The 12509-nt window shown below is 48.7% G+C and carries 13 protein-coding genes; 6 read left to right on the top strand and 7 right to left on the bottom strand.

The features are described 5' to 3' along the window. Window positions 1–170 precede the first annotated feature (170 nt). Together B4E62_RS02925 and B4E62_RS02920 are read left to right on the top strand one after the other, a co-directional pair. Window positions 171–350 (top strand): DUF3012 domain-containing protein, encoded by a 180-nt coding sequence (locus B4E62_RS02925; RefSeq protein WP_310076115.1) that lies wholly within the window; start codon window positions 171–173, stop codon window positions 348–350. Between the two features lie 99 nt (window positions 351–449). Then, window positions 450–1586 (top strand): helix-turn-helix domain-containing protein, encoded by a 1137-nt coding sequence (locus B4E62_RS02920; protein ID WP_331351002.1) that lies wholly within the window; start codon window positions 450–452, stop codon window positions 1584–1586. An 87-nt stretch (window positions 1587–1673) separates the two neighbouring features. On the opposite strand, the gene B4E62_RS02915 is transcribed toward B4E62_RS02920, so the two are convergent. Beyond that, complete coding sequence (locus tag B4E62_RS02915) at window positions 1674–2207, bottom strand: META domain-containing protein (protein WP_331351001.1); 534 nt, start codon at window positions 2205–2207, stop codon at window positions 1674–1676. Window positions 2208–2356: 149 nt separating this feature from the next. Next, window positions 2357–2842 (bottom strand): arsinothricin resistance N-acetyltransferase ArsN1 family B, encoded by a 486-nt coding sequence (locus tag B4E62_RS02910; protein WP_331351000.1) that lies wholly within the window; start codon window positions 2840–2842, stop codon window positions 2357–2359. A 189-nt stretch (window positions 2843–3031) separates the two neighbouring features. Between B4E62_RS02910 and B4E62_RS02905 the strand changes: the two genes are divergently transcribed. From B4E62_RS02905 to B4E62_RS02895, 3 genes are all read left to right on the top strand, one after another. Next, on the top strand, window positions 3032–3766 hold the full coding sequence (locus B4E62_RS02905; RefSeq protein WP_331350999.1) for an outer membrane beta-barrel protein: 735 nt from the start codon (window positions 3032–3034) through the stop codon (window positions 3764–3766). Between the two features lie 469 nt (window positions 3767–4235). Beyond that, a complete protein-coding gene (azu, locus tag B4E62_RS02900; protein ID WP_310076103.1) occupies window positions 4236–4691 on the top strand; it encodes an azurin in 456 nt (151 codons plus the stop codon). Between the two features lie 99 nt (window positions 4692–4790). Further along, the gene (locus B4E62_RS02895; RefSeq protein WP_310076101.1) at window positions 4791–4985 is read left to right on the top strand and encodes a hypothetical protein; all 195 of its coding nucleotides are present in this window, start codon (window positions 4791–4793) and stop codon (window positions 4983–4985) included. A gap of 10 nt (window positions 4986–4995) precedes the next feature. On the opposite strand, the gene B4E62_RS02890 is transcribed toward B4E62_RS02895, so the two are convergent. Beyond that, window positions 4996–5373 (bottom strand): GFA family protein, encoded by a 378-nt coding sequence (locus tag B4E62_RS02890; protein WP_331350998.1) that lies wholly within the window; start codon window positions 5371–5373, stop codon window positions 4996–4998. Window positions 5374–5530: 157 nt separating this feature from the next. On the opposite strand from B4E62_RS02890, the gene B4E62_RS02885 reads away from it, so the two are divergent. Beyond that, on the top strand, window positions 5531–5923 hold the full coding sequence (locus B4E62_RS02885; RefSeq protein ID WP_331350997.1) for a hypothetical protein: 393 nt from the start codon (window positions 5531–5533) through the stop codon (window positions 5921–5923). A gap of 177 nt (window positions 5924–6100) precedes the next feature. Here the strand turns inward: B4E62_RS02885 and B4E62_RS02880 are convergent, their stop codons facing one another. From B4E62_RS02880 to B4E62_RS02865, 4 genes are all read right to left on the bottom strand, one after another. Further along, window positions 6101–6478 (bottom strand): hypothetical protein, encoded by a 378-nt coding sequence (locus tag B4E62_RS02880; protein ID WP_331350996.1) that lies wholly within the window; start codon window positions 6476–6478, stop codon window positions 6101–6103. Window positions 6479–6574: 96 nt separating this feature from the next. Next, window positions 6575–7855 (bottom strand): P1 family peptidase, encoded by a 1281-nt coding sequence (locus B4E62_RS02875; RefSeq protein WP_331350995.1) that lies wholly within the window; start codon window positions 7853–7855, stop codon window positions 6575–6577. Between the two features lie 199 nt (window positions 7856–8054). Next, window positions 8055–8678 carry a PEP-CTERM sorting domain-containing protein gene (locus B4E62_RS02870; protein ID WP_331350994.1) on the bottom strand — a complete coding sequence of 208 codons (624 nt, stop codon included), beginning with the start codon at window positions 8676–8678 and terminating at the stop codon, window positions 8055–8057. A 151-nt stretch (window positions 8679–8829) separates the two neighbouring features. Next, window positions 8830–12423, bottom strand: coding sequence for a discoidin domain-containing protein (locus B4E62_RS02865; RefSeq protein ID WP_331350993.1), 3594 nt, complete (start codon window positions 12421–12423; stop codon window positions 8830–8832). Between the last annotated feature and the right edge of the window lie 86 nt (window positions 12424–12509).

Genomic DNA, 12509 nt, shown 5'->3' with positions numbered 1-12509 from the left:
GAGGGATAGCTCCCTCACAGTTCCAAACCAAAACGCCCGCTCTTAGCCGCGGGCGTTTTTTATTGGTGATAACCTCTGCTATTCTTGCCCATGTGAATTCACCTGACGGATTCATTGCATGCGCTTGGCAAGCGGCTCCTACCTCATAACTCCAATAATCGGATTTTTTTATGCCCACTTTTTTAAGAATGGTTAAGTTGCTATTGGTTGTGACCTTGGTTCACCTGGTATCCGCCTGCGCGCCCAAAGTAGGCAGCCCGGAGTGGTGTAAATCCATCGAAGAAAAACCCAAAGGCGAGCTCACCATGAACGAGGCTAAGGATTACGCCAAGCACTGCGTGTTCAAATAGGCCTGCAGAGGCCGTTGCATCCTATAATTAGAATCCACAGCCAGAGAGAACTTGCCCTGCCACGAGGGTAATTGGCCGTGCTTACACGAGAAAGGTCTAATGAAAACCAACTTTCTAAATATCCACGACCTGGTCTTGGTCCTCACGGCAGTGGAGTGCTGTGTGTTGGCGGTTTTACTGAATTTGTTGCCTGCCAAACACGTTCAGCCGCGCCGTATTTTGTCCGGATTTTTTTTGCTGATTGCGCTGGTATTAACGACCACCCTGATTGTCTGGAATGGCGATTTAAAAACCACGCCGATTAACCATTCCCCATTTATCATCACGATCTTATCGGCCTGTTTATTATTGCAGGGGCCGGTGTTGTATTTTTATTTGCGTTCTCTGTCGCAGCAAGTTGAGCTGTTGCGCTGGCGAAATATAATTCACCTTTTCCCCGCATGCGTTGCCGTGATGTTGTTGGTGGTATTTGATATCGATAGTTTGGAATGGCAGCCCGCGACAGAATTAGCAGGTGCGGAAAATGCGGCGGTCGCATTTGTGTGGGCACTGGTGAAGCTTTCTCCGCTGGGGTACATCATTGCCTGCGTGATTGCTGAATATAAATTGCGCGACAATTTAAAACATCTGTATGCCGATATTTCGATGTCGGAATTAAAACTCGCCGATGTGGTGCTCGCGGGTTTTTGTCTGCATTGGCTTTGGTCGCTACTCGCCTATTTGTTGGAGGGGTGGGTAAGTGCATCGGTGAGCGATACGCTGGGTATTATCGATAACTATCTCACGGTCATGTTGGTGAATGGTTTGTTTGTATTTGGTTTGATCAACACCCGCCAATTACTCAGCGTACATGTAGTGCCAACCGCTAAACCGGTGCAGCCAACCAAAATGGATCACAAGGTTGCGATCATCGAAAAAGCCATTCACGAAGATAAATTATTTTTGGAAAGCAACATCAACCTTGAGCGCTTTGCTGAACAGATAGGATTAAAGCCGCGCGATATTTCCGCGATTCTAAAAATGCATTACCAATCGAATTTTTTTGAATTTATTAATCGCTATCGTGTAGAAGAAGCCAAACGTTTGTTGGTTTTGCCGGAATTAAAAGACGAAACGATTCTGGAAATTATTTACAAATCCGGCTTCAACAGCCCCTCGGCGTTCCACCGCTTTTTTAAACGTATGGTCGGAGTAACACCAACGGAATACCGGCAGCGTGGTGATATAGTTAATTAATCCGATTTACCTTGAATGACACAAACAAAAGCCCGATAGATAGTTTATCTAACGGGCTTTTTAATGGGTAAGTTTGATGCTCGACGGCTAAGGCAGCGCAACCGCCTTAAACCGGGCAACAACCAGCCCGCTAGCATCGCGCAATTCCAATTGGTCGCCATGCACTGTGTAGCCTGCCACTTTCGTCAATGCCTCATTAAAAGCTTGGGTTTGTTCTGCCCCCTCTGCACAAGCCATTTTAGTTCCTGCCATTTCCCCTAGCGTAAGCTTGTCTCCCTCTAACAGGTAGCTGCCCATTAAACGGTTACAACCATCTGAGCCGGATACGCGGTTTTCAGCATTGAAGGTAATGTGTGGTTCGCGCTGATTATCTACCACAGTGACTTCAGTGTCGTTGATCAGGATAAGTTTCCAATAAGTGTTGAGCAGCTCGCCATTGGGCGGGCTAGGTGTTTCTGCTGGCGTTACAGCCATTTCCGATGAGGCAGCTGCAGCTGAAGCGGATGATGTGGGCAAAGAGGAGCTTTGTATTGTACTGTTTGGGGCATCGTCTTGTTTTGGGCCACAGGCAGTGTTAAGTAATACCACTGTCGATAATATGCCTAAGAATGTCTTGTTCATCGTGAAATTCCTTTGTTAATAGATAGTAAAAAATATCGCTGTCTTTTTAATTAATAAAATAAACGATTACTAACAACCAGATAGTCGAATATCTCTATGTCTGAGTATAAGTCTGAGTATAAGTCTGATGTATCGGCTTGCTCGGTGCGCTACAGCACTTTCTGCCAATAACCCACATCGATCCAGCGTTCAAATTTGCGTCCCACTTCGGTAAAGTGCGCAATCTGCTTAAAACCAAAACGCTCATGCAATTTTGCGCTTGGCTCGTTGGGAATAGCTAAACAACCCAGTAATACATGGCAATCTTTTGCTTTAAGCTGCGCAATTAATTCTTCATACAGTGCACTGCCATAGCCTTTTTGTGTCGCATCATGCTTTAAATACACAGTAACTTCAGCGGTGTGTTTATAAGCACTGCGCTCTTTCCATTTACTTGCATAGGCATAACCCACTATTTCACCTGCATCCTCACACACTAGCCAGGGATAAAGTTGTGTGTAGGCCGCGATACGCTCGCGCATTTGTGCAACCGCTATCGGAATTTCTTCAAAGGTAATCACGGTATGTTCAATATAGTGATTGTATATGGCACAGATGGCGGCGGTGTCGTTGGAGTTGTGTGGGCGGATTAGCATGTTTTTTCCTTTAATAAGCAAGAGGAAAGTCGAGAGTACTTACTGTATCGACCTCATTTAATACCGCGCATCACGTTTTATTGCCGGTGCTGATTTGTTACCGGAATTTGTGATAGAGTCAGCGCGCGCTAGTGTGCGGACATTATTAGGCAATAATTTGGATATTTTCCAGAAAAACAGGATTGATTTATGAAAAAGACATTGTTGTCGCTTGGGGTTTTAGGGGTGTTTATTTCCAGTGTGGTTGCCGCTCAAGAAAAACCATTGAATTTTTATGCTGGTGTAGGTTACGGAACTGTTGCTGTTCCAGAAGATGATGAAATCAGTTTTTCTGATGCAGATAATGGCTTTATCCAGCTTGGATACAAGCTCTCGGAAAATTTCTTTATTGAGGGTCAATACTCGAAATCAGTCAATAATGCCAAGGCAACCTATATCGAGGAGGGCATTGATGTCACTGATGAGTGGTGGGAATCAATTCTGGAAATGAATCCAGGTACAACGCTCAACGAAATTCAAGGTGTATTTCCATACGCTGTGATTGACCTTGCGGTAAATATTGATGCAAGTATTGAAACCTCGGCAATTTATGGTGTGTATCGCTCAAGCGGTGATCTCTATTTTAAAGTGAAAGCGGGTTATCTCTCTGAAAAAACTACCTTGACAATTAAACCATCAGCATTCGATTTTTATGCGGAAGTGTTAGGTAATGCTCCGATCGTTTTTACAGCGGCTGAAGGCGATGAAGAATTCGATGATTTTGGTCAATTGCCCGTCGAAAAAGTTTCTGACAAAGACTCAGATTTTTCTGGCGGCGTTGGTGTTGGCTATAAGTTAACTAATCGGTTTTTTTCTGAGTTGGAATACACCATGCTGAATGATGACTTGGATATGTATTCTTTGAGTATTAATTTCGCTTTTTAAGCGTTATTTTTTCCTTCAAAAAGCCAGGCTTATTGCCTGGCTTTTTTATTTGTGTTCTGAACAATCTCAGCATCGCCGTTTCTGCATCGTGATTATTTCGTGGCCCAAGCTTTGGATTATCCAATCCCTGTTGGTGATCTTCATATTTTGACCTGTCAAACCTCATGATATTTGGCGCGATTTTTAGAGTGGCGCCATAATCGCGCCAAAAAATAGCTGGTTATATACTAATTGCGCCACATCTCACCAAATATCTTATCTTAATGGTGCAATAAAGAGTCGTGGCGTTTAACCGAGCAGGCTTAACATGTGTAATCTCCCAATCGTAAAAGCCACTATCAGTAACAGTAAAGATACGTCTGTAGCAATTAACCAATCTAATCACAAATAATCATGCCTGGCTTGACCGCTTTTGGGTAAAGTAGCGTATACACTATTAGCTAACTACAGCAACTGGTAACGGAGATTAATGATGAAAAAATATGCATTTGCATTAGCAGGTTTATTGATGGCAGGAGCGCAATTTGCGCAGGCGGATGAGTGTAGTTTCACACTTAAAAGTAATGACGCCATGCAGTTTGACCAAAAAGCCATTGTGGTCGCCAAAACCTGTAAGGAATTTACCCTGAATCTGGCGCATACCGGAACGCTGCCAAAAACGGTGATGGGGCATAACTGGGTACTGAGTAAGGCGGATGATGCCAAAGCGGTTGCTAGCGAAGGTATTGCAGCAGGCGTCGATAACCAATACGTCAAACCGGGCGATGCGCGCGTAATCGCGTTCACCAAGCTGATCGGCGGCGGCGAAACGGCGTCAGTGACCTTTCCGGTGAGCAAACTGGCGGCTGGTACTGCATACACTTTCTTCTGCTCATTCCCCGGCCATATCGCCATCATGCAAGGCAGTTTGACCCTCGCTCCTTAACTGCTCATCAGTAGCCTGTATTTATTACGGGCTACTGAATCCAATTTGCCTTAAATCGCGTCCAAGATAACAATAGCTTACTCACTTGGGGGATTTGGTATGTTGACGTTTATCTGCTGGTTATTGTTGTGGGTTATCTGTTGGCCGTTGGCGCTGCTTGCTCTGGTGCTCTGGCCAATTGTCTGGCTGATCTCCATTCCCTTCCGAATTCTCGGCATCGCGTTTGATGCAGTGTTTGAATTTCTGCGCGCGATCTTGTTTTTGCCTTCGCGGATTCTTGGGCATCGTCCTTGATGCCTAAGCGCTACAGGCTCCTATGCGCAACGGTATGCGCATTAGCTTCCCAATTCTGCCCATCAAAATTCACAATCTTTACGGATTTTGGTTGCGTAGTTAAACAGCGCATATTCACATCCACCCCATCGGGGTTAGAGCGGGGAATGTAAAAGGGTTTGATACCGCAGGTTTTGCAAAAGGTGTGTTTTGCCACGCCAGTGTTGAAAGTGTAAGTGGTGATGTTGTCTTCACCGCTGATAAGCCGGAAATTGCGCTGTGGCACAATTAAATGCAAAAAGCCCGTCATATTGCAGATTGAACAATTGCAATTTTCAACCTCCACTTCGTCGGGTGCTTCCACTTCAAATTGTATTGCGCCGCAATGGCAAGTGCCTTGGTAAATCATTTCAATCTCTCTTGTTTCTCGTTCCCAAGCTTTGGTTGGTAATACCTGTTTTTCAAATTGCCATATGGTGATTCTAACTGGCTAGGTGTGCTCACGCACAGAGGCTTGTTGTAAGGCCGTGTAAGTTAGGTGTTTTAACTAAACGGTGAGTCACAACATGAGCAGTCAACAAGCGGTAAAGCAAGAAGTCGGTGTTTGGATCGATCACAAAGAAGCATTTGTGTTGTTCAACGGTGATGATAGAGCCGATGCGCAATCATCTAATGATAAGCATATTCGTTATTCCGAACATGCTACAGAAGGCGCAAGTCCATCAGAAGATCAGCGCGAAAGGCGCCACGCTAATCGCCTTAATCAATATTACGATGAGGTCATACCGCATTTGAAAGACGCTACGTCTATTTTAATATTTGGCCCCGGTGAAGCAAAAGGCGAATTTAAAAAACGTCTTGAACTCAAGGGCTTTGCTAACCGTATTGTTGGATGTGAGACGGTCGATAACTTGACCGCCACTCAAATGGTTGCAAAGGTTAAAACCTATTTTGCGTAAATAGTGCTTTCTGCTTCACCCGGCGCTTCAATTTCAAATTTTGTAGCGTCGCAAATCTACCATGATAAATCTTTACATCTATTTTTCTCGTTCCCAAACGCTGCTTGGTAATGCATATTTTTCACGTCGGAATATCTCCGCAAAATGATCATGTTGGGGACGTTCATCACCATCAGCCTACAATAAAATGTTTATCAATATATAACCAAGTAAAAACAAAAGTCCCAGGGCTAAAAAATAAGTTATGCATTTTGTAAAAGCACTTTCTACTATCTTGCCAAATTGGTGTTTTGCTTCTGTCCGAATTTTTTCCATTTGTTCAAATGTAAGCCTGCTGGTTGGTTCGTGTTTTGGATTGGCAATCACAGCGATAGCATCATCGTACTGGTGATTAAGATGAATCCAAATTCCCATTTTGATTTTTTGGGCAACATATGTTTTGCCTGGAATATTTGCATAGTCGTCGGTTGTGGAAACCAGAATTCCTTTGTTGGTTAGCCTCTGGGCCATGTCTGACAAGCTGCTATTGAAATTTCTACTATCAATAAACTTCATGTTGTTTGAATCCTGGTCTTTATCCAAATTCTATTTGGTTGTGCCTATGCTTTTATGGATATTGCTGCGGGATAGTTACCTTGGCATCTGCGCTCCCTATCGCGCAGGTACTTCTATACCATGTGCCTTCAGCACTTTCCGCACCTGATCCAGCGGAATAGCCTCAACTGTTTGACCATTGCCGCTCTCTGTGGTCGCCATAAACAAGGCGTTGTAGACCGACTCTTCCACTGCATCCACGCTGGCCTGGAACACAGCGCTCATTTGCTCATTCGCCAATTCGGTAGTCTGCAGCCGCGCCGCATCAAACTGGCGTCGCACCGATTCGGCAGTCGAAAATGCCAATATGTAATCGCCGCTACCGTTGGATGCGGAACTGCCGGTACGCCCTAATCCCATCATGCCACGTGAGGCCAAGCGCTGCAGATTGCGATCCGATAAGGGCGCATCGGTGGCAATAACAATGATGATTGAACCATCGCCGCGGTCATCGGCTAATCCACGGGTATTTTCCCGCGCAGCGACTGCGTTTTGGAACGCATAACGATGCAGCTCACGCCCCACGGGCGCACCTGCCACCTGCAGTACTCCACCGAAGTTGGCCTGTACCAGCACACCCACCGTAAATCCACCCAAACTCTCGGGCAGTTTGCGCGATGACGTACCTATACCTGCCTTCCAGCCGAAGGCCGTAGTGCCGGTGCCCGCACCAACGCTGCCTTCCTGCACTGGCCCACTCTTTGCGCTTTCCAATGCGGTGCGTACCGCAGCAGCGGTGATCGGGCGTGCGCGTATGTCATTGAGTCTGCCGTCATTAGTCTCGCCCACGACCACATTCAGCGAGCGCACCTGCTCCATATCCGGTTGCGCCAGCATCCACTCAACCATGGCATCGGCCGCCTTCCACACGCATAAGGTGCAGGTCAACAAGATCGGGCTTTCCAACTCGCCCAGCTCATTGATTTGGGTGGTGCCGATGAATTTGCCGAAGCCATTGCCCACATGCAGTGCAGCGGGCACCCGTGAGCGGTAGGCATTGCCGGGGTGTGGCAGGATCGCAGTAACACCGGTCCGGACTTTGTCGCCTTTTCGTAACGTCACCTGGCCGACACGTACACCGGCGACGTCGGTGATCGCGTTGTTAGTGCCAGGACTGAAGATACCCGGTGCAACACCTAGATCACGTGCTCGTACTCGCGGTTCCTCCTGCGCAGCAGCGTTCAGGACGAAGAGCCCCGTTAACATCACAATCAATCGAAGGAAAGGACGATGCAGCCTGATCGAATGTAAAAAACTGCTTTTATTGCGGATCGAGCCGTTGCAGTTTTTTACTTCAGATTTTATTGCGCTGCAATGACAGGTACTTTGATCGATCATTATTAATCCCTTCTGTTTTAATTTATTAACAACACATACCGCGAGTAATTACACACTCTACGATAAACACGAAGATGCGTAGATTATTCCAAGTAATTATCGGCTGTGAAAAAGTGAGGGGGAGCCTACCCCAAAAACAAAAACGCCGCCACCAATCGCTTGGTAGCGGCAAAGCTGGGACGCTATTACTGACGTGTGATTAGGCTTTTCTGGTTTTGCGGCCTAATAAAATTCCGGCTACACCGAGCAGTAATAGCGCGAGTGATGATGACTCGGGGACTGCGGTGGGTTCGTTGTAGGTGAAGTTGTCCATGATGAACATCTCACCACCATTAGCAGGATCAATTGGCACTCCGCCCCAGGCCCGCATGCTGAGGGAGTTGATGCCGAGGAAATTAAAGTCAAACCACTGCGCGGCGCTGGTGTTGACGATTACGGTTTGGGTAAACAATAAGGCGTTGTTTAAAAAACCGGTGACTTCAATGTTTAAACCATCATTCCAGCCTGCTGTTAAATAAGCGCCGTTAAAATCAAATTGATTGCCGGTGATGGTGCTGGTAGTAGCGAGAAAATTAAACGCTGCGTAATCGCCTGAGACAACACCGTTTTCAAAACCGGTATTGGGCAGCAGGTCTTTGTGGAAATAATTGACGTTCACCATGTGTGATGCACCCCAGTTAAATCCGTGATAACCATCGGGGATTGCATCGAGTTCGGTCGCGGGTAAATCGTCGAAGGTGATAACGGCAGCTTGGGCGCTGATTGCACTGCCGAGGCCGAGTGACAGTAGCATTGATAATAAAAGTGATTTGGTCTTGTGCATGATTGTTTCGTCCATTAGTTGATTTTTAATAAGGCTTTTTTGTTTTGTACTTTTCTTTCTGTTGTTATGTAAAAACGCCGCCCGCAAAAATACGGGCGGCTTAGTGGTATGACCGAATAATGAAACTGTTTTTTAATGAATTGTTTTTTAATTAAAATCCTGTCAGGCGCACCTCCCAAATTGAATAACCCCATTGGTTGCCAGCACTGCGCGCGGTGCCGTTAATGCGCACGTAGCGGTAGTTGCCACTTAGTGTGAGGGTGTCGGTACGAGTACCAAAAGCACCGCCGGTTCTGCTGGCGATATCGACCCAGTTAGCATTGTCATTGGAGCCCTGCACTGTGTAGTTCGCAGCATTTGCTGCTTCCCAATCGATCGTAATTTGGGTGAGCGTTTTTGCACTGCCCAAGTCAAAAGTAATCCAACTCGGATCAATCGCATGCGCCGATTCCCAGCGAGTGCCGCCATTTTTATCAATCGCATTGCTCGCCGCGGTTAACGCGGTGCTCGCATTCGCGCTCACCGGTGTTAAGAGGGCAGGGGTTGCGGTGCTTGATGCAGAACTGCTGCTCGCTGCTGCGTTTTGTGCAAAGACTTTCAATTCAAAGATTGAATAGCCCCAAGTGTTGCCGGTGCTGCGTGCAGTAGCGTAGACGCGCACATAGCGATAGGCGCCGCTGACTACATGGGTATCCGTGCGGTTGCCAAAAGCGGCGCCGGTGACGGTTTTTAAGGTCGTCCAGCTGGTGCCGTTGGTAGAACCTTGCACTTCATAGTTAGCGGCGTTGGCTGCTTCCCAATCGATAACCACTTGGGTCAGTGAACGATTGCTACCCAGATCCACCATCAACCAACTTGGGCTCACGCCGTGGTTGGATTCCCAGCGGGTGCCGGCCACACCATCGACCGCGTTAGCGGCAGGTTGGAAGCTGGTGCTGGCAGTAACCGGGCGACCCTGCGATACCAATACCGACGCTGGTGCGCTTGAACTGCTCACACTTGATGGCGTTGATGAGGGTGCACTGGAACTCGCTGCCGATGAGGCTGGCACTGAACCGGTGAACGACACTGCAATGGTGTGGCTCGCGGAGATCGCGTTGAACGTGTAGCTGTTCATCGCGCCCAGAGAAACACCGTCCACAATCACGTTGGCGACTTGTTGGCCCGCCGGTGGATTGAAGGTGTAAGTCGCCGAGTCAGTGTTGTTTTTGCTGTAACGGAGGGTGCCCGCTGGTGCGATGCTGCCCGCGTTATCCAGATTGATGGTGTAGATGCGGTGCGGTTTCAGATCAACTGCCATCAACTGCACGTCAGCGACTTCAACTACTTGGCCAGCCGGTGGACGGAACCAGAAGCGGAAGTTGCGCTCGTTCGCTGGTGGATAAGCACTGAAACCGGTGAAGCCTTCATAGGTGCCATCGTTATTGCTGTTGGTCCAGTTGATCATGGTGTTGTTGGCGGTGCCGTATTCCACTTTGAACTGGGCCAAACTGCGCGGCGCGGATTTATCGCCTGCAACCAACACTTCTTTCACTTCAAAATCCGGGTCGATATTCACGCTTACCCACAGATCCTGATTGTCTGCTATGCCGGGTTTACCGCTGGCTTTGTTGCCGGTTGAGCCGTCAACTGCACGCGCTGCTGCACCCCACCACTCAGTTTCCCAACCGCTGCTGGCACCGGTGAAATTGGTCGCGCTGATCGCAGGAACCAATGGATCGCCGGCACCGATATAGGCGATCTCGCGGATAACAACATCATCGATAAAGGTAGTCGCATTGCCCATAGCGCCGAACAGGAAGGCGAGACGACCAGCGTTGTCGCCGCCAGTGAAATCCAGATTAAAACTGTAATTGCTCATAGTGGTGCCAAGCGCGACAGTTTGTAACAAATAGGTACCGGCCGCCGATGGGTTCAACTGGTCTTCTGACAGGCGCACTTGAATGTTGCGTGGCGATGCTGCACGGGCGCGGAAGCTGATTTGGTAGCGGTAATTGCGTTTCAAACCAAAGCCTTGGGTGTGCAACTGGTAGGAACCAGCGCCAGTGCCTTGCGCCGCTGCAGTGATGCGCGCTTCGCCGTTGACGACTGAATAAGCCGCACCTGAACCGTCATAGTTCTCGCCGACCCAGCCGTTCAGGTCAGTGGCGAAGTTGCCATTGCCCAGTACGTTAATGGCGCGGTCAACCAACGCAGTACCGGCCGGTTTTGGATAGACATCGGCAACATCTTCAAAGGCTTTGAATTCCAGCAGCCAAATTGGCTCAGCTTTATCGATACGCCCTTTGGTCACCAGTTTGACGTAGCGGTAAGTCTTGTTGACGTCGAAGGTGTGGGTCGCCCAACCGACGGCTTGTTGGTCGGAGGTGCGGATAAATTCCCAGTTGCCGGTCGAGGTTTTGCCGTAGATGTCATAGGACTTGGGCAGGTTCCAACTCCACTCGATCCAGAAGTATTTGATCGGTTTATCCATGCCGTAGTCGATAGTGACCGAGTGCATATTGTCGTCGCGTGGTGTTGCCCATTTGGAGCCCACGTAGCCATCGGCTGCGTTTTTGGCGCTGTTGTCGCGGTAGGCGTTATCGCCCTCTTGCAAGTAAGCATCCGCAGTGACCGACACTGGCGCCATCCAGCCTTTTAGCGGGTAGAAACCCTTGGTGTTGTTGCTTGGGCGGAAGAAGCTGTATTTGCCCTCGTCGGTATATTTTTTCCAGCTGTCGGTGGTTGGCAGCGGCCAGTGCGCAACGTAATCGACCAGGAAATCCGTACCAGCGCGGCCGATATTGGTATTCATGCTCGCGGTATCGAGGTATTCGTATTCAGTCACGCCGTTGGTCACACGGGTGTAGCCGGTTTTGTTGGCCACGTTCGCGTCGGTGCTGAACTTGTTGTAGTTGCCTACATCCGGCCATTCCACATGGGTGATGGCGTGGTTGAGGATCATGCGCATGGGCGTGAGGTAGGGCCAGGGCTGGTCGCCGCGCTCGGCTTTGGTCCAGCTATAGGTCTTGACGCCGTTGATATAGAACTCGATGTATTCGGGGGTTTTGATCACGCCGTAGGTGATGTACTGGTCGCTCGGGCTAATGCCCAATTGTGCGTAAGTGGTGCCGAACGGATTGCCGCCATAAGCCGGGTAGGGCGCCGACCAGCGGGTTTGCGGGGCTTTGCTGGCGTTGGCACCGGTGAACTCGATGATGTCCAGTTCCTGGCAGGCAGTCCAACCTACATCCGGAAAATTACCTAATAACCACCAAGCGGGGAATTCGCCGTTGCGCGCCGGTGGCATTTTGATACGGGCTTCGAATTTACCGAATACAAAAGTGGAGTCATCGGCGATTTGTGATTCGATCCGGCCGGCGCGGATAAACAGCGGCTTGCCTTGCCCGGCGGTGCCACCGTAGTAGTCTTGGATCTGGCCATCCATATAGCGGGCTTTCAGGTTCAGTACCTTGCCATCGCTCGCGCCTGCATCTGGCTGGCCGACGCGGAAAGTCCAGTCAGCGGCGGGGTACTCCACATCTTGATAATCAATATCTTCGCCGTTAACGAAAATGTTTTTTTCTACCAGCCATTTGGTGCGGTTGATGCTCACACCATCAAATTGATCGACAAAGCTGGTGTTGGCGTTGGGGCTTGCCCACCAGGCATCGTTGTAGGCGGTTTGGGCTTGGGTCGCGCTTGCGCCCAGCCCAAGGCTGATGATTACCGCAGTAAGTGGTTGTTTTTGTAGTAGGAAACGCATAGTTCCTCCAAGGGAATTATTTTTTATTTGGTAAGGAGTTGATAAAAGCCGCACTGCATTCAGGCGGGTCTACACGAGTGGCTTGC

The sequence above is a fragment of the Cellvibrio sp. UBA7671 genome (genome assembly GCA_002483145.1).
Taxonomy (GTDB): Bacteria; Pseudomonadota; Gammaproteobacteria; order Pseudomonadales; family Cellvibrionaceae; genus Cellvibrio; species Cellvibrio fibrivorans.
Note: the sequence above shows the minus strand (reverse complement) of the source record. Positions and strands in the feature narration are given on the sequence as shown.